This is a genomic window from Streptomyces triticagri (genome assembly GCF_003429565.1).
GTDB classification, from domain to species: Bacteria; Actinomycetota; Actinomycetes; order Streptomycetales; family Streptomycetaceae; genus Streptomyces; species Streptomyces triticagri.
In genome coordinates, this window is the sequence record NZ_QUAK01000082.1 from 1 (window position 1) to 16,239 (window position 16,239).

A 16,239-nucleotide genomic window follows, 5' to 3' on the forward strand; every position below is an offset into this window, starting at 1 on the left:
GGAGCCCGTATTCGGGCTCCACGCGCGCAGGGCGGACGATCTCCCGGTGGTTACTCGCGTCCCGCCGAGGTGAACGACATGTCAGGGTAGCGGTCGCCGGCGACCTGACCGGCGATCGGCTCCAGGAGGTCGAGCTCGCTGTCGGTGAGCACGAGCCGGGTCGCCCCGGTGTTCTCCTCGATGCGGCTGCGCTTGCGGGTGCCGGGAATCGGGACGACACCGGCGAGGCCGTGCGCCGCGGCCCGCTGCTGCGCCCAGGCGAGGGCGACCTGGCCGAGGGTGGCGTCGTGGCCGGCGGCGACGGCGCGGACCGGTTCGAGCAGGGCGGCGTTCGCGGCCGCGTTGTCCCCGGTGAAGCGGGGCTGCTGGCGGCGGAAGTCGTCGCCGCTCAGCTCCTGGTCGGCGTGTACGAAGGCGCCGGTGAGGAAGCCTCGGCCGAGCGGCGAGTACGGCACCACGCCGACGCCGAGTTCGGCCGCCGCGGGGATCACGCTCGTCTCGATGTCCCGGCTGAACAGCGACCACTCGGACTGCAGTGCCGTGATCGGGTGGACGGCGTGCGCGGCCCGCAGCTCGCTCGCGGTCACCTCGCTCAGGCCCAGGTACTTGACCTTGCCCTCGGCCACCAGCTCCGCCATCGCGCCGACGGTCTCCTCGATGGGGATCCGTACGTCGCGCCGGTGCATGTAGTAGAGGTCCACGGCCTCCACGTCGAGGCGCCGCAGGCTGTCCTCGATGCACTGGCGCAGATAGGGCCGGTCGTTGCGGATGATCCGCTTCGCCGGGTCGTCCGGGTCGGTGGACAGCGAGAACTTCGTCGCCAGGACGATCTCGTCGCGGTGCTTGCCGACGAACGGGGCGAGGAACTTCTCGTTCTCACCCGCCCCGTACATGTCCGCCGTGTCGTAGAGCGTGACGCCCAGCTCGAGGGCGCGCTCCAGGGTGGCGCGCGCCTCGTCGGCGTCGGTCGGACCGTAGGCGAAGCTCATGCCCATGCAGCCGAGGCCCTGGGCACCCACCTGGGGTCCGTCGGTACCGAGCTGCACCTGGGTGATCGTGCTTGTCGTGCTCATCAGGGTTCAGGCCCTTTCCGGGGCCGGCTTGGCGCCCCCGTAAAACTGGATCTTGTAGTCGAGTACGGCGAGCGTGCCCTGGAGCTCCGCGATCCGGTGCTGTACGTCGCGCCGGGTGCGTTCCAGGAGCTCCTGGCGGGCCTCGAAGGTGTGGTCGCCCTCGCGCACCAGCTCGGCGTAGCGGACCATGTCGGCGACCGGCATCCCGGTGAGCCGGAGCTTGCCCACGAAGGACAGCCAGTCCAGGTCCTTGTTGGTGAAGCGTCGCTGGCCGGTGTGCGAGCGGTCGATGTGCGGCATCAGGCCGATCCGCTCGTACCAGCGCAGGGTGTGGGCGGAGAGGTGAGTGATCGCCACCACCTCGCTGATCGTGTAGCGGTCCTGTCCGTCGGGCCGCGGATGGACCTCGGGCCCGGCGGAGCAGAGGTCGGCGGGTGCCACGTCCGCGGTCGTGCTGTCCATCACCGTCATGCCCTCCACGCTAGATCCTTGGAGTGCACTCCAGGCAAGGGGAATCTTCCGTACGGTCCGCGGGGTGCCGGCGCCGGTTCGCAGGCGGTGCGGGCGGTGTCGGTGGTGCGCAGTAGGCTCGCCGGCATGGAGAGCCTCGCCCTGATCGAGAACTGGCCGGTGCCGACGGCCGCAGCCGCCGTCGTCCGCGCGGACGGCACGATCGCCGGAAACCACGGTCCCACCGGACAGCGTTTCCCGCTGGCGTCGGTGACCAAGCCGCTCGCCGCGTACGCCGCGCTGGTGGCGTACGAGGAGGGCGCGGTCGAGCTCGACGAGCCGGCCGGCCCCGAGGGCTCCACGGTCCGGCATCTCCTCGCGCACACCAGCGGACTCGCCTACGACGAGCACAAGGTGAGCGCGCCGCCGGGCACCCGGCGGATCTACTCGAACGTGGGCTTCGAGCAGCTCGGCGAGCACATCGCGAAGGCCACGGAGATCCCCTTTCCGGAGTACGTACGGCAGGCGGTGCTCGAGCCGCTCGGTATGACGTCGACGTCGGTCGAGGGTTCACCGGCCAGGGACGGGGTGTCCACCGTCGACGACCTGGCGCGGTTCGCGGCCGAGCTGCAGACGCCCCGGCTGCTTGATCCGCGCACGGTGCTCGACGCGATGACGGTCGTCCACCCGGGCCTGGCCGGCCTCCTGCCCGGATACGGACGCCAGACGCCGAACGACTGGGGGCTCGGCTTCGAGATTCGCGACGGCAAGTCGCCGCACTGGACGGGGAGTTCGTCCTCCCCTTCGACGTTCGGCCACTTCGGTCAGTCCGGGACGTTCGTGTGGGTCGACCCCGCGGCGGGGGCTGCGTGCGTTGTCCTCACGGACCGGGCGTTCGGGCCTTGGGCGATTTCTGCCTGGCCGGAGTTCACCGATGCGGTGCTCTTCGAGCTGAGGGGGTGAGGTGGTTTCGGGGGCGCTGCCCCCGGGCCCCCGGTCCTCACACGCCGGACGGGCTTGAGTGTCCTCAAACGCCGGACGGGCTGGAGGTGCCGGACGGGCGTCAAGTGCCGGGATGGCCTCCCCCAAGCTCCCACACCAGTAGTTCCGCCTGGGTGCCCGCTGTCAGGTCCCGGTTCGCCTCGGCCGTGAGGCGGGCCGAGTCGCCGGGGCCCAACCGGTGTTCCTCCAGCGTGACTTCGCCGCGGACCACATGCACGTAGACCCGTTCCGCGTCGGGCAGGGCGACGCGTTCGCCGGCGGACGGGCGGCGTACGTGGAGGAGGGCGCCCGCCGCGGGGACCGCGTAGGGGGTCGCGTCGGATATGCCGGGGACGACCTCGTAGGACGGTTCGCCGCCGGGCTGCTCGGGGGCCAGCCACATCTGGACGAAGACCAGCGGGTCCGGGCCGTCGTTGCGCTCCACGTGCCGTACGCCGCCGGCGGCGCTGAGCCGCTGGACGTCGCCCGGGCGGACCCGGGACTCGTGGCCGGTGGAGTCGCGGTGGGTGAGTTCACCCGTGACGACCCAGGTGACGATCTCGGTGTGGCTGTGCGGATGCTCGTCGAAGCCGGCGCCGGGGGCGAGCCGCTCCTCGTTGCAGGCGATCAGCGGGCCGAAGCGCAGATTGTCCGGGTCGTAGTGCGGACCGAACGAGAAGGCGTGCAGGGACTCGATCCCGGCAGGCGGCTCGGAGCCCCTGAACCGGTCGCGGGAGCGGCGGACTTCCATCACGTCTCAACGGTAGAGGCTGGCCCCGGCCACTCGTACCGTCGTCCCGATAAGGCAGTCTTGTCCCGTGCCCCAACCCGAATCGTCGCAGCCGCCGCCCGCCCACCCGCACTCCGCGACCCTGAAGAGGCTCGAGCAATCCTCCGGCAGTCTGGCCGCGCAGGCCATCGCGCGGATGGACGAGACGCTGCCCTGGTACCGGGCGATGCCACCGGAGAACCGGTCGTGGATCGGCCTGGTCGCCCAGGCGGGCATCGCCGCGTTCACCGAGTGGTTCCGGCGTCCGGACGCCCCGCAGGCCATCTCGACCGATGTGTTCGGCACCGCTCCGCGGGAGCTGACCCGGGCCATCACCCTGCGCCAGACCGTCGAGATGGTGCGCACCACGATCGAGGTGATGGAGTCCGCGATCGACGAGGTCGCGGCCCCCGGCGACGAGCGCGTGCTGCGCGAGGCGCTGCTCGTGTACGCACGGGAGATCGCCTTCGCCACCGCTCAGGTCTACGCGCAGGCCGCCGAGGCGCGCGGCGCCTGGGACGCCCGCCTCGAGTCCCTCGTGGTCAATGCGGTCCTCTCCGGTGAGGCGGACGAGGGGGCCGTCTCCCGTGCGGCGGCCCTCGGCTGGAACTCCCCCGAACATGTCTGTGTCGTGCTCGGCACCGCGCCCGACGGCGACAGCGAGCTGACCGTGGAGGCCATCCGCCGCGCGGCCCGGCACGCGAAGCTGCAGGTCCTCACGGGTGTCCTCGGCAACCGCCTGGTCGTCATCGCGGGCGGCAGCGACANCACGGGTGTCCTCGGCAACCGCCTGGTCGTCATCGCGGGCGGCAGCGACAATCCGCTCGCCGTCGCCAAGGGGCTGATCGGCCCGTACGCGGCCGGGCCCGTGGTGGCCGGCCCCGTCGTCCCCGACCTGCTGGCCGCGACCCGTTCCGCGCAGGCCGCGGCCGCCGGGCTCAAGGCGTGCAGCGCCTGGCAGGACGCTCCGCGGCCGGTCCTGGCGGACGATCTCCTGCCGGAGCGCGCGATCGCGTCGGATCCGGCGGCGCGGGACCAGTTGGTGGAGGAGATCTACAGACCGCTGGAGGAAGCCGGCTCCGCGCTTCTGGAGACTCTGAGTGTCTATCTGGAGCAGGCGAGCAGTCTCGAGGGCGCCGCACGGATGCTCTTCGTGCACCCCAACACCGTGCGCTACCGGCTGCGACGTGTGACTGACGTCACCGGCTGGTCCCCGTCGGACGTCCGCTCGGCGTTCACGCTGCGGATCGCGCTGATCCTGGGGCGTCTGGTCGACGGAGATCCGCAAGCCTAGACTTTTGTCGGGGGTGAACAATTACCCCCGCTGTTCTTCGTCCCTGTCCCCACGGGCGGTGCAGGCCGTCCACAAGAGAGAGTGTGAGAGTGCTCGTACTCGTCGCTCCCGGCCAAGGCGCTCAGACGCCCGGCTTCCTGACTCCCTGGCTCGAACTCCCTGGCGCCGCCGACCGCATCGCGGCCTGGTCGGACGCCACGGAGCTCGACCTCACCCACTACGGCACCGACGCGGACGCGGACGCGATCCGCGACACCGCCGTGGCGCAGCCGCTGCTCGTCGCCTCCGCGCTGCTGTCCGCGCACGCGCTCGGCGCGCGCCCGGACGCCGTGGCCGGCCACAGTGTCGGCGAGTACGCGGCGGCCGCCCTGGCCGGTGTGCTCGACGAGACGGCGGCCCTGCGTCTCGTACGCACCCGTGGTCTGGCCATGGCGGACGCCTCCGCCGTCGCCGAGACCGGCATGGCGGCGATGCTCGGCGGCGAGCCGGACGTCGTCGTACCGCATCTGGAGAAGCTCGGCCTGACCCCGGCGAATGTGAACGGCGCGGGCCAGATCGTCGCCGCCGGCACCGCCGAGCAGCTCGCCGCGCTCGCCGAGGACAAGCCGGAGGGCGTGCGCCGGGTGGTGCCGCTGAAGGTGGCGGGGGCGTTCCACACCTCGCACATGGCGCCCGCGGTCGAGACGCTGCAGGCCGCCGCGGAGGACCTCACTCCGGCCGCGCCCACGGTCACGTACGTGTCGAACAAGGACGGTGCCACCGTGGCCACCGGCGACGAGGTCGTCGCCCGGCTGATCGGCCAGGTGGCCAACCCGGTCCGCTGGGACCTGTGCATGGAGCGCTTCAAGGAGCTCGGCGTGACCGCGCTGATCGAGGTGTGCCCCGGCGGCACCCTGACCGGGCTCGCCAAGCGCGCACTGCCCGGGGTCCAGACCCTTGCCCTGAAGACGCCCGACGACCTCGATGCGGCCCGCGAGCTCGCTGCCGAGCACGCCGCGGCCTCGGCCTGAGAAGGAGTCCCGAGAGCATGTCGAAGATCAAGCCGAGCAAGGGCGCCCCGTACGCACGCATCATGGGCGTCGGCGGATACCGCCCCACGCGGGTGGTGCCGAACGAGGTCATTCTCGAGAAGATCGACTCGTCCGACGAATGGATCCGCTCCCGCTCCGGCATCGCGACCCGGCACTGGGCCTCCGACGAGGAGACGGTGGCCGCGATGTCCATCGAGGCCTCGGGCAAGGCCATCGCGGACGCCGGGATCACCGCTGAGCAGATCGGCGCGGTCGTCGTGTCGACCGTCTCGCACTTCCAGCAGACCCCGGCCATCGCCACGTACATCGCCGACCAGCTCGGCACCGACAAGGCCGCGGCCTTCGACATCTCGGCCGGCTGTGCGGGCTTCGGGTACGGACTGACGCTCGCCAAGGGCATGGTCGTCGAGGGCAGCGCGGAGCACGTCCTGGTGATCGGCGTGGAGCGGCTGAGCGATCTGACCGACCTGGAGGACCGGGCGACGGCCTTCCTGTTCGGTGACGGCGCGGGCGCCGTCGTCGTCGGCCCCGCGACCGAGCCGGCCATCGGCCCGACGGTCTGGGGCAGCGAGGGCGACAAGTCCGACACGATCAAGCAGACCGTCGCGTGGAACGACTTCCGCCTCGGTGACGTGTCGAAGCTCCCGCTGGACAGCAAGGGCGACGTGAAGTTCCCCGCGATCACGCAGGAGGGCCAGGCGGTGTTCCGCTGGGCCGTCTTCGAGATGGCGAAGGTCGCGCAGAACGCCCTCGACGCCGCCGGGATCACCCCGGACGACCTGGACGTCTTCATCCCGCACCAGGCCAATATGCGGATCATCGACTCGATGGTGAAGACCCTCAAGCTGCCGGAGCATGTCACGGTCGCCCGTGACATCGAGACCACCGGCAACACTTCGGCCGCCTCGATCCCGCTCGCGATGGAGCGGCTCCTGGCGACCGGAGAGGCGAAGAGCGGCGACACCGCGCTCGTCATCGGCTTCGGGGCGGGTCTCGTCTACGCCGCGACGGTCGTTACCCTCCCGTAGGAAGTGCCGTCCGGGATCTTCCGGACGGCACAGCCGCAATCCACCTGATACATACGAAGGAGCGCCAAGATGGCCGCCACCCAGGAAGAGATCGTCGCCGGTCTCGCCGAGATCGTGAACGAGATCGCCGGGATCCCGGTCGAGGACGTCCAGCTGGACAAGTCCTTCACCGACGACCTGGACGTCGACTCGCTGTCCATGGTCGAGGTCGTCGTCGCCGCCGAAGAGCGCTTCGACGTCAAGATCCCCGACGAGGACGTCAAGAACCTGAAGACCGTCGGCGACGCCACGGACTACATCCAGAAGCACCAGGGCTGACCCCCCGCTTCGCACGCCACCCGGCGGTGGCGCCGTTCGATTTCGGATCCACCGCCCCATTCCGAGACGTGGAGAAAGAATTCCTGTGAGCTCGACCAATCGCACCGTGGTCGTCACCGGTATCGGCGCAACCACACCGCTGGGTGGCGACTCCGCATCGACCTGGGAAGGTCTGATCGCGGGACGTTCCGGCGTAGTCGCCCTGGAGGGCGAGCGCTACGCCGAGCTGCCGGTCAAGATCGCCGCACTCGCGGCGGTCGACCCGGCCGAGGTCCTGCCCCGCCCGCTGGCCCGCCGCCTGGACCGCTCGGCGCAGTTCGCGCTGATCGCGGCCAAGGAGGCGTGGGCGGACGCCGGTTACACCGGCAAGGCGGGCGAGGACGACGAGAGCATCGCGCCGGACCGGCTCGGTTCGGTCATCGCCTCCGGCATCGGTGGCGTGACGACGCTGCTCGACCAGTACGACGTGCTCAAGGAGAAGGGCGTACGCCGCGTCTCCCCGCACACCGTGCCCATGCTGATGCCCAACGGCCCGTCGGCGAACGTGGGCCTCGAGGTCAACGCCCAGGCGGGCGTGCACACCCCGGTCTCCGCGTGCGCCTCCGGCGCCGAGGCCATCGGCTACGCGGTCGAGATGATCCGCGCGGGCCGGGCCGACGTGGTGGTGGCCGGCGGCACCGAGGCGGCGATCCACCCGCTGCCGATCGCCGCGTTCGCCAACATGATGGCGATGTCCAAGAACAACGACGAGCCGGAGAAGGCCTCCCGGCCCTACGACACGGCCCGTGACGGCTTCGTGCTCGGCGAGGGCGCCGGCGTGATCGTCCTGGAGTCGGCCGAGCACGCCGCCGCGCGTGGCGCCCGGGTCTACTGCGAGGTGCTGGGCCAGGGCCTGTCCGCGGACAGCCACCACATCGCGCAGCCCGAGCCGACCGGCCGCGGTATCGCCGCCGCCATGCAGAATCTGCTCGACGCGACGGACCTCAAGCCGGCCGAGCTGGTCCACCTCAACGCACACGCCACCTCCACGCCGCAGGGCGACATCGCGGAGATCAAGGCGCTGCGCAAGACCCTCGGCGACGACCTCGACCATGTCGCGATCTCCAGCACCAAGTCGATGACCGGGCATCTGCTCGGCGGCGCGGGCGGCATCGAGACCGTCGCGACGGTGCTCGCGCTGCACCACCGGACGGCCCCGCCGACCATCAACATCGACGAGCTCGACGAGGACATCGACGCGGACATCGTGCGCGACGAGGCGCGTCAGCTGCCCGGCGGCACGATCGCCGCGGTGAACAACTCGTTCGGCTTCGGCGGACACAACGTGGTGCTCGCCTTCCGCTCGGTCTGACACCGGCTCAGTACGCGGCAGGGCCCGCCCGGTTCACCCGGGCGGGCCCTCGTGCGCGGTGTCGCGTCCTGCCGGCGCTCGGTCAGACGACCTGGTGGAGCCAGCGGACCGGGGCGCCCTCGCCGGCGTAGCGGAAGGGTTCCAGCTCGTCGTCCCAGGGCTTGCCGAGCAGTCTGGCGATCTCCGCCTCGAGGTCGCTGCCGCCCTCCTGGGCGCGGGCGAGCGCGGCGCGCAGCCGGTCCTCGGGGATCAGGATGTCGCCGTGGACGCCGGTCACGGCATGGAAGATGCCGAGGTCGGGGGTGGCGCTGTACCGCTCGCCCTCCGAGCCCGCGCGCGGCTCCGAGGTGACCTCGAAGCGGAGCAGGTCCCAGCCGCGCAGGGCGGAGGCGAGTTTGGAGGCGGTACCGGGCTCGGCCTGCCAGGAGAACTCGGCTCTCCAGGTGCCGGGCGCCGCCGGCTGCCTGATCCAGTCGAGATTCACACGTGCACCGAGCACGCCCGCGACCGCCCATTCGACGTGCGGGCACAGCGCGCGCGGCGCGGAATGCACGTACAGGACTCCACGTGTCGTCACCGGGACCTCCAGTGTGGGTCGAGGTTCGCCTTCCCCAGCGGCCTCGCGCCCGTGCCGAGCAATCTCCCCCCAAAGGGGACAGATCTGACGTGATGTAATTTAGCGGACCCGGAACAACGGCGTTTCCCCGGGTCGGCTGGGGCCAAGCTACCGTGCGGCAGCGGCCGTGGGGTGACGTACTGTCGGTCAAAAGGCGGAGAACACAGAGCTTTCACTCGGCAGGACGGCACGAGATGACGGAGGGACGGGGCCGATGCGGGACGCGGGGACCGGCAGGACGCGTTCCGCTCTCGCCACCGCCGGCGCCGTGCTCGTGGGCTCCGGGGTGCTGGCCGCGGCCGTGCTGGCCGGCTGCGACGCGACCGGTGGCAACAGCCCCGCACCCGGCTCGACCAGTGGAAAGCCCCGGCCGTCGGCGAAGCCGACGCCTGTGTGGGACCGCAGCCCGGACTCCCTGGCGGCCGTCGGCGACTCGATCACCCGCGGTTTCGACGCCTGCGGGGTGCTGACCGACTGCCCGGAGGTCTCCTGGGCGACCGGCACCGACGAGGGCGTACGGAGTCTCGCGGTGCGGCTGTTCGGCGAGAAGCGGGCCGAGGACCGCAGCTGGAACTTCGCGCGTTCGGGTGCGGCGATGAATGACCTGCCGGACCAGATGCGCAAGGCGGCCGCCAAGTCACCGGACCTGGTGACGGTCCTGATGGGCGCCAACGACGCCTGCCGGCCGTCGGTCGCGTCGATGACACCGGTCGACGAGTTCAAGGACGACTTCGCGAAATCGCTCGAGGTGCTGCGCCGTGAGCAGCCGAAGACGCAGGTGTACGTCTCCAGCGTGCCCAATCTGAAGCGGCTCTGGTCGCAGGGCCGCGGCAATCCGCTGGGCAAGCAGGTGTGGAAGCTGGGCATCTGCCCGTCGATGCTCGGGGACGCCGATGCGCTCGACGCCGGGGCGGTCGAGCGCAGGGACGCGGTGCAGCGCCGCGTGATCGACTACAACGAGGCCCTTGCCGAGGTGTGCGGACGCGAAGACCGGTGCCGTTTCGACGGCGGCGCGGTCTTCGACTACCGCTTCGGTACGGGGCAGTTGAGCCGCTGGGACTGGTTCCATCCGAGCAAGGACGGGCAGTCCCGGCTGGCCGAGCTGGCGTTCCGCGCGGTCACCGCGCGCAAGGACCCTGCGGAGCCCACTGCCTGACGGTGCGTCGGCATCGGTGGGGCTGTGGTGCACCCTCAGTCGGCGAGGGCGGCCACCACCTCCACCTCGACGAGCGCCTCGGGCCGGAAGAGCCGGGACACCTCCACGGTCGTACTGGTGGGTGGGGTGCCGGTGAAGAACTCCCTTCGTACGGCGGCGTATTCGGGCAGCCGGTCGATGTCGGTGAGATACGTACGGACGTTGACGACGTCGGCGAAGCCGGCGCCGTGTGCGGCGAGCAGGGCGCCGATGGCCTCGAGGACTCCGCGGCTCTGCTCGGTGAGCGTCTCCCCCTCGGCGATCTGGCCGGAGAGCTGCAACAGGGCGCCGCCGCCGGGCAGTTCGATGCGGGCGGTCTGGGAGTAGGGGCCGAGTGGCTCGGGGGCGGTGTCGGGGTTGCCGATGGCTGTGTTCAGGGTCATGCGGGTGCACCTGTCTGGTGGGCGGTGATGGGGGAAGTGCTGCCGGACGCGGCTGGTCAGCTGTGCCGCTCGCGGATGTGTGTCACGGCCTCGGCGAGGTCGCGGTGGGCGAACTCCGGCCCGGTGTCGGCCAGTTGACGGCCGACGGCCTCCATCACCGGCAGCCGGGCGGCGCCGGTGGCCAGGGAGACGTCCTTGACGGCCAGTTCGACGTCGAAGTGAACGTCGGTGGCGAGTGCCCGGTGGGCGGCGCCGGCCAGATGGCTGTCGCGCAGGGCCGCCTCCGCCACGTCGTCGGCCACGCCGAGGGATCCCGCCAGGGCGAGCGCCTCGGCGACGACGGCGACGCCGCCGACTACGGCCGTGTTCAGGACGAGTTTGAGGGCGGCGCCCGATCCGGGTGGGCCGGTGCGGGTGACGGTGCCGAGGCGGGCGAGCAGCGCCTCGACCGGGGTGGGGTCGCCGCCCGCGAGGAGCTTCAGTTCGCCTGATGCCGCCTTGTCCGTACTGCCGAGGACGGGGCAGTCGAGGACGGTGACGCCTGTGGGGACCCGCTCTGCGAGGGCTCGTACGGCGTCGGGGCCGACGGTCGACATGTCGATCCAGTGGGTGCCGGGCGCGAGTTCGGGGGCGACCTGTGCGGCGACGGCGTCCAGGGCGGCCGGCCCCGCGAGCATCGTGATCACCACATCGGCGCCGCGCACGGCGTCGGCCGGGTCGGCGGCGGGGCGCGCGCCGGCCTCGGTGAGCGGGGCGGCCTTGGCCTCGGTGCGGTTCCACACGGTGGTCGGGTGGCCGGCGTCGAGCAGTCTGCGGGCCATCGGGGCGCCCATGTGCCCGAGCCCGAGAAAGGCGATCGTTTCCATGCCGTCGACGCTAGGAGCAGCTGGGTGATGCGACAAGCGAATGTCTAGCATGGCTGCCATGCCTGATCCACATGGCTCTATCGACGGTACGGAAGGGCCCGCGCTGTCCACGGCCTGGCTGCGGGTGTTCCTCGATGTCGCGCACCACGGCTCGTTCACCTCCGCGGCTCAGGAGCTCGGGTACACGCAGTCCGCGGTGTCCCGGCAGGTGGCGGCGCTCGAAGCGGCCCTCGGTGGTGCCCCGTTGTTCGACCGGCTGCCACGCGGGGTGCGCCCGACGGCGCACGGCTGGGCGTTTCTGCCGCATGCCGAGGCCGTGCTCGACCGTCTGGCCCACGCGGGACGCGAGTTGGCCGCGCTGCGAGACGTGGCGGGCGGCATGCTGCGGATCGGTGCCTTTCCGACCGCGGACGCGGCGCTGCTGCCGCGCGCGCTCGCCGCGTTCGCCTCCCGGCATCCGAAGGTCGGCATCGGCCGCGTGGAGGGCCTGACCGCGGATCTGCTGGCCGGCCTCGACGCGGGCGAGATCGATCTGGCGGTGGTGTCGACGACGGCGGGCGACCCGCTGGACGCGTACGCCCTGCATCCGCTGCTCGACGAGCCGATGTACGTGGCGGCGCCGGCCGGCCACCGGCTCGCCGGGCGGCGCCGGGTGCGGTTCGCCGAACTGGCCGGCGAGGACTGGATCTCGGGCCACCCGCGCATCGAGCGCAGCCTGCTGCAGCCGGCGGTACGGGCCGGCCACCGGCCGCGCGTGGTGCACATCGCCGCGGAGTGGATCGCCAAGCAGGGCTATGTCGCGGCCGGGCTGGGCCTCGCCCTGGTGCCCGCCCTGGCCGCCGAGTCCGTACGCCCCGACATCGCCCTCCTCGCCCTGCACGACCCGGACTATCCGCCGCGCAGGGTGCTGGCCGCGACGCCACGGGGCCACAGCGTGCCTCCAGCGGCCCACGCCTTTCTGAACGCCCTCGAAGCCGCCGCACATGAGCTGCGCACAGCGGTGGAGCCATAGGCCCCGCCCGACGACTCGTCGCGTCCCACGAGACGTGATGCCCCACGACCAGTCCCCTCTCGGCGCCAAGTACGCCCCGTACAAAGGCGATCCGAGGGCCGAGGTGGGCGGGGTCGCGCGTCACGGTGTCCGGGGCGCTCGCGGATCGAGGGGGGCGATCGAGTTCCGTCGATCGGAGTCCGATCGGACGGGGCCGCGGTTGCGCGCAGTCGGCGGCGCATGGCCGGTGCGTCCTACCGCGATCGCGCGGGCCACTGCAGAGGTGGCGGGGCGTGGGGCCTCGGCGGGAGCGGTGGTTCAGGGCTCGGTCGGGCCCGTGGGCGGGTTCGAGGGCTCGTCGGTGTCGGCGCGGTTCGGTTCGTCCAGGAGGTCTCGGGTCAGGAGCGTGGCGCCCGCGACCGCGCCCGGCATCAGGAACACCGCGGCGAAGGGGACGAGGAAGGCGAGGGCCAGCGGGACGCCGAAGCCCCAGGCGAGGAGGCGGCGGGAGCGCAACAGGGTGAGGCGTTCGCGGAGTTGGACGCCCCGGCGCTGCAGGGCGACCGCGGCCAGCTCCTCGGCGAGGAAGAAGCCGGTGACGCAGAAGCCGATCGCCGGGATCACGCTCTGACCCACGAAGGGGAGGAAGCCGAACGCGAAGAGCAGGATGCCCCAGACGAGGACCCGCACAACGATCCGCAGACTGTCCCGGGTGGAGATGAACAGGTCGCGCCAGAAGGGCAGTTCGGACTCGGGCGCGGTGCCGTCCGGGGAGCGGGACCGGTCGACCTGCGCGGAGAGCGCGTCGTAGAAGGGCTGGCCGATCAGGAGGGTGACCGCGGTGAAGGTGACCACGGCGAGCAGCAGTCCGAGGGCGAAGACGAGGAACACCAGGAAGCCGCGGAAGAGACCTCCCCACGGGTCGGACCAGTCCGCGGCGAAGGGGGTGGCCCAGACGACGAATTCGTCCGCCCCGTAAGCCAGTCCGATGAGCGCTCCGGCATAGAGGACGAGGGTGACGAGTCCCGGCAGCAGGCCGAGGCCGAGCCGGCGCCGGTGCCCGGCGACCCAACGCTGGCCCTGCCACAGATATCCGAGCCCGACTGCAAGATCACGCATGTCGGCAGCCTATCCAACTGCCGGTCAGCGGCCCTTCGTCACCGGGACGGTGCGCCGCCCGCGACATCCGGGCCGTCAAGACCCTCTTGTGGCACGCGAGTTGAGACGGTAAGACCTCGCGTACCGATCTACGGGAGGTACGTGTGGGGATATCGAGACCCGTCCTGACGGCCACGGCCGCAGCCGCGGGGTTGCTGCTGCTCGCCCCGACGGGCGCGAGCGCGGCGCCGGCCGACGATCCGCCGCGCCCCGCACGGGAGTCGGGCCCGGTGCGCGATTCGGGCGCCGCCGCAGATGGCGAACGGGCCGCGAAGGCGCCCGCGGCGGCCACCGAGCGCGCGCTGCGGGACGTCAGCAACGGCCTGCCGGGATCCGGGGGTTACCCGCGGCAGCAGCACCTCGACCGGCCGCCGGAGAACCTGGACGACAAGTCGATCAAGCTGGACCTCACCCCGTACCATGCGATCGCTCCGAAGCTGAACGAGCTGCAGAAACTGAGCAATCGGATCAGCGTGGAGATCGCGGGCCGCTCGGCGGGCGGCCACCAGCTGTATCTGGTGACGGTCACCGAGCCGGAGTCGGCCCGCGAGGCACGCTCCCAGGAGCGGATGCGCAGGCTGATCGAGCAGGCGCCGGCGAAGGCGGCGAAGGACAAGCAGATCAAGGCCGAGTACAAGACGCCGGTCTTCATCAACAACAACATCCACGGCAACGAGTGGGAGGGCACCGACGCGGCCCTGAAGCTCATCGGGAAGCTCGCGAAGGCCGACGACGCGGATGCGAAGAAGCTCCTGTCGACCAGCCGGCTCTACTTCAACGTCACCGCGAACCCGGACGGCCGGATCGCCGGCACCCGGGCCAACGGCAACGGCTTCGACCTCAACCGGGACTTCGTCACCGCCTCGCAGCCGGAGTCGCGGGCCATCCGGCAGGTCGCCGTGGACAAACAGCCCGCCGTGATGATCGATCTGCACGGGTACATGAACGGCACCCTGATCGAGCCGACCACGCCGCCGCACGGCGAGAACTACGAGTACGACCTGTTCCTGAAGAACACCTACGCCAACGCCCTCGGCATGGAGTCCGCGGTCAACGGCCTCGGCTACACCGCGGAGAAGGACGGCGTCGAGCCGGCCGTCATCCCCTTCCGCGACATGGACGAGGGCTGGGACGACTGGCCGCCGATCTTCACCCCGCAGTACTTCGCGGCGCAGGGCTCGGTCGCGGCGCACACCATCGAGTTCCCGATGACCGTCAACAACGACGAGTACGACGAGCTGCCGGTCGAGGAGCTGCGCCGCAGGTCGGCGATCAACACGGACATCGCGGGCGCCGCGATGACGGCGACCCTGGACTTCGCCCGGGAGCGGCGCGAGGCGCTGATCGCGGACCAGATCGAGACGTTCCGCCGCGGTGCCGCGGGTGAGGCGCAGATCCCGGTGTCCGAGGAGACGGTGCCGGGCGTTCCGGGCATCGGGCCGGAGGACGTGTACACCACCGAGTTCCCGCGGGCGTATGTGATCCCGGCCGGTGCCGGTCAGCGCTCGGAGGCCGCGGCGGCGCGGCTGGTGGGCCATCTTCGGGACAACGACGTGCGGGTGGAGCGGGCGAGCCGTGCCTTCCGCCTTGGCTCCACGACGTATCCGAAGGGGTCCTACGTCGTGGACCTGCACCAGTCCAAGCGGGGCCTGGCGAATGTGCTGCTCGCGGACGGCAGCGACATCAGCGACAAGGTGTCCGTGATGTACGACATCTCGGGCTGGAGCCTCGGTCTGCTCTGGGGTGCGACGGTACGGCCGGTCGAGGACGGGCGGCTCGACGTGCCGCGTCGTGCGGTCGGGGCCGCCGGCGGATCCGGGTACGTGGCGCCGCGCGGCGATCTGCATCTGGCCCTGGACGACCCGAAGGCGATCGCAGCCCTCAACTCCCTTCTGAAGGACGGGGTTTCGGTCCGGGCCGCGAAGGACGGCGGCGCGATCGTGCCTGCGTCTGCGCGGCGTGCGGCGGGCAAAGTGGCCGACACGCACCAGGTGGCCTTCGACGCGACGCGGGAGCGCGGCGGCAGGGTGCTGCACCGCACCCGGGTGGCCGCGGCGGTCACGCCCGGCGAGCTGTTCGCGCTGCGGGAGATGAACTTCGAGGTGCTGCCCGTCTCCACCGAGGAGCTGAACGACGGCTTCGACCTCTCCCGTGCGGATGTCCTGTTCGTCTCCTCGGGCCTGGACCACGAGAAGCTCGACGACGCGGCACGGCGTGCGCTCGACGCGTATCTGGCCGACGGCGGCGGTGTGGTGGCGCGCGGCGCGGCCGGTGCCGAGCTCAACGCCGATACGGGACTGCTCGCGGCGAAGGCGGTCGCCGGGAACGGCGATGCGAACGGCGTGGTGCGGGTCGACAACGCCGACGGTGGTGTCACCGGTGCCGCGCCGGGGCACAGCTTCGTCTACTCGCCGATGTGGTTCACGGATCTCGGCCCCGGGGTCCGCACCGAGCAGTCGTACGCCGCGCAGGCGCCGCTGGTCTCCGGGCACTGGCGGTCGCTCGAGGACGGCAGCGGCGGTCCGGGCGACGCGGCCGGGCAGGCGGCCGTGATCAGCGGGACCTCGGCGGACGGCTGCGATGTCGTCCTGTTCGGCACCGAGCCGCTCTTCCGCGCCCACCCGAAGGGGCTGTATCCGCAGGTGGCACGGGCACTGCTCGACTCCGGGCGGTAGGCGGTCCGGTCCACGGCGAAGGGCGCCCCTCCGGTGCTGGGTCTCCAGCGACCGGAGGGG

General features: G+C 71.6%; 15 protein-coding genes and 2 pseudogenes. 10 read left to right on the top strand and 7 right to left on the bottom strand.

Features of this window, described 5'->3' with window-relative positions; genetic code table 11:
* Window positions 1-50: 50 nt before the first annotated feature.
* Both DY218_RS15150 and DY218_RS15155 read right to left on the bottom strand, forming a co-directional pair.
* A complete protein-coding gene (locus tag DY218_RS15150) occupies window positions 51-1,073 on the bottom strand; it encodes an aldo/keto reductase (RefSeq protein WP_128556550.1) in 1,023 nt (340 codons plus the stop codon).
* Between the two features lie 6 nt (window positions 1,074-1,079).
* Window positions 1,080-1,544 (bottom strand): MerR family transcriptional regulator, encoded by a 465-nt coding sequence (locus tag DY218_RS15155; protein WP_128556551.1) that lies wholly within the window; start codon window positions 1,542-1,544, stop codon window positions 1,080-1,082.
* A 126-nt stretch (window positions 1,545-1,670) separates the two neighbouring features.
* On the opposite strand from DY218_RS15155, the gene DY218_RS15160 reads away from it, so the two are divergent.
* The gene (locus DY218_RS15160) at window positions 1,671-2,486 is read left to right on the top strand and encodes a serine hydrolase domain-containing protein (RefSeq protein WP_128556552.1); all 816 of its coding nucleotides are present in this window, start codon (window positions 1,671-1,673) and stop codon (window positions 2,484-2,486) included.
* Window positions 2,487-2,586: 100 nt separating this feature from the next.
* Here the strand turns inward: DY218_RS15160 and DY218_RS15165 are convergent, their stop codons facing one another.
* Window positions 2,587-3,255, bottom strand: a complete 669-nt coding sequence (locus DY218_RS15165) for a pirin family protein (protein ID WP_128556564.1) — start codon at window positions 3,253-3,255, stop codon at window positions 2,587-2,589.
* A gap of 67 nt (window positions 3,256-3,322) precedes the next feature.
* Between DY218_RS15165 and DY218_RS35140 the strand changes: the two are divergent.
* The 6 genes and pseudogenes from DY218_RS35140 to fabF all read left to right on the top strand — a co-directional run.
* Window positions 3,323-4,040: pseudogene (locus DY218_RS35140) on the top strand (PucR family transcriptional regulator); the annotation flags it as partial.
* A 1-nt stretch (window position 4,041) separates the two neighbouring features.
* Window positions 4,042-4,567: pseudogene (locus DY218_RS35145) on the top strand (PucR family transcriptional regulator); the annotation flags it as partial.
* An 89-nt stretch (window positions 4,568-4,656) separates the two neighbouring features.
* On the top strand, window positions 4,657-5,577 hold the full coding sequence (locus DY218_RS15175; protein ID WP_128556554.1) for an ACP S-malonyltransferase: 921 nt from the start codon (window positions 4,657-4,659) through the stop codon (window positions 5,575-5,577).
* 17 nt (window positions 5,578-5,594) lie between these two features.
* Entirely contained in the window at window positions 5,595-6,626 is a 1,032-nt protein-coding gene (locus DY218_RS15180; protein ID WP_128556555.1) for a ketoacyl-ACP synthase III, read from the top strand.
* 69 nt (window positions 6,627-6,695) lie between these two features.
* Complete coding sequence (locus DY218_RS15185) at window positions 6,696-6,944, top strand: acyl carrier protein (RefSeq protein ID WP_128556556.1); 249 nt, start codon at window positions 6,696-6,698, stop codon at window positions 6,942-6,944.
* Between the two features lie 85 nt (window positions 6,945-7,029).
* Window positions 7,030-8,295 carry a beta-ketoacyl-ACP synthase II gene (fabF, locus tag DY218_RS15190; protein WP_128556557.1) on the top strand — a complete coding sequence of 422 codons (1,266 nt, stop codon included), beginning with the start codon at window positions 7,030-7,032 and terminating at the stop codon, window positions 8,293-8,295.
* Window positions 8,296-8,377: 82 nt separating this feature from the next.
* On the opposite strand, the gene DY218_RS15195 is transcribed toward fabF, so the two are convergent.
* Entirely contained in the window at window positions 8,378-8,872 is a 495-nt protein-coding gene (locus DY218_RS15195; protein WP_128556558.1) for a DUF3145 domain-containing protein, read from the bottom strand.
* Between the two features lie 253 nt (window positions 8,873-9,125).
* Between DY218_RS15195 and DY218_RS15200 the strand changes: the two genes are divergently transcribed.
* The gene (locus DY218_RS15200) at window positions 9,126-10,067 is read left to right on the top strand and encodes an SGNH/GDSL hydrolase family protein (RefSeq protein WP_128556559.1); all 942 of its coding nucleotides are present in this window, start codon (window positions 9,126-9,128) and stop codon (window positions 10,065-10,067) included.
* Between the two features lie 35 nt (window positions 10,068-10,102).
* Here the strand turns inward: DY218_RS15200 and DY218_RS15205 are convergent, their stop codons facing one another.
* Both DY218_RS15205 and DY218_RS15210 read right to left on the bottom strand, forming a co-directional pair.
* A complete protein-coding gene (locus tag DY218_RS15205; RefSeq protein ID WP_128556560.1) occupies window positions 10,103-10,489 on the bottom strand; it encodes a RidA family protein in 387 nt (128 codons plus the stop codon).
* Between the two features lie 56 nt (window positions 10,490-10,545).
* Window positions 10,546-11,355, bottom strand: a complete 810-nt coding sequence (locus DY218_RS15210; RefSeq protein ID WP_128556561.1) for an NAD(P)-dependent oxidoreductase — start codon at window positions 11,353-11,355, stop codon at window positions 10,546-10,548.
* Between the two features lie 49 nt (window positions 11,356-11,404).
* Between DY218_RS15210 and DY218_RS15215 the strand changes: the two genes are divergently transcribed.
* Window positions 11,405-12,367 (top strand): LysR family transcriptional regulator, encoded by a 963-nt coding sequence (locus tag DY218_RS15215; RefSeq protein ID WP_199566740.1) that lies wholly within the window; start codon window positions 11,405-11,407, stop codon window positions 12,365-12,367.
* Between the two features lie 297 nt (window positions 12,368-12,664).
* On the opposite strand, the gene DY218_RS15220 is transcribed toward DY218_RS15215, so the two are convergent.
* On the bottom strand, window positions 12,665-13,465 hold the full coding sequence (locus DY218_RS15220; RefSeq protein ID WP_128556562.1) for an EI24 domain-containing protein: 801 nt from the start codon (window positions 13,463-13,465) through the stop codon (window positions 12,665-12,667).
* Window positions 13,466-13,608: 143 nt separating this feature from the next.
* On the opposite strand from DY218_RS15220, the gene DY218_RS15225 reads away from it, so the two are divergent.
* Window positions 13,609-16,179, top strand: a complete 2,571-nt coding sequence (locus tag DY218_RS15225) for a M14 family zinc carboxypeptidase (RefSeq protein WP_128556563.1) — start codon at window positions 13,609-13,611, stop codon at window positions 16,177-16,179.
* The last annotated feature ends 60 nt before the right edge of the window (window positions 16,180-16,239 follow it).

What these genes read in the sequence shown, in the direction of transcription:
- DY218_RS15220 (WP_128556562.1), bottom strand. Translation starts at nt 13,465, where the DNA reads ATGCGTGATCTTGCAGTCGGGCTCGGATATCTGTGGCAGGGCCAGCGT.
- DY218_RS15180 (WP_128556555.1), top strand. Translation starts at nt 5,595, where the DNA reads ATGTCGAAGATCAAGCCGAGCAAGGGCGCCCCGTACGCACGCATCATG.
- DY218_RS15205 (WP_128556560.1), bottom strand. Translation starts at nt 10,489, where the DNA reads ATGACCCTGAACACAGCCATCGGCAACCCCGACACCGCCCCCGAGCCA.
- DY218_RS15210 (WP_128556561.1), bottom strand. Translation starts at nt 11,355, where the DNA reads ATGGAAACGATCGCCTTTCTCGGGCTCGGGCACATGGGCGCCCCGATG.
- DY218_RS15165 (WP_128556564.1), bottom strand. Translation starts at nt 3,255, where the DNA reads ATGGAAGTCCGCCGCTCCCGCGACCGGTTCAGGGGCTCCGAGCCGCCT.
- DY218_RS15215 (WP_199566740.1), top strand. Translation starts at nt 11,405, where the DNA reads ATGGCTGCCATGCCTGATCCACATGGCTCTATCGACGGTACGGAAGGG.
- DY218_RS15160 (WP_128556552.1), top strand. Translation starts at nt 1,671, where the DNA reads ATGGAGAGCCTCGCCCTGATCGAGAACTGGCCGGTGCCGACGGCCGCA.
- DY218_RS15185 (WP_128556556.1), top strand. Translation starts at nt 6,696, where the DNA reads ATGGCCGCCACCCAGGAAGAGATCGTCGCCGGTCTCGCCGAGATCGTG.
- DY218_RS15155 (WP_128556551.1), bottom strand. Translation starts at nt 1,544, where the DNA reads ATGACGGTGATGGACAGCACGACCGCGGACGTGGCACCCGCCGACCTC.
- DY218_RS15200 (WP_128556559.1), top strand. Translation starts at nt 9,126, where the DNA reads ATGCGGGACGCGGGGACCGGCAGGACGCGTTCCGCTCTCGCCACCGCC.
- DY218_RS15150 (WP_128556550.1), bottom strand. Translation starts at nt 1,073, where the DNA reads ATGAGCACGACAAGCACGATCACCCAGGTGCAGCTCGGTACCGACGGA.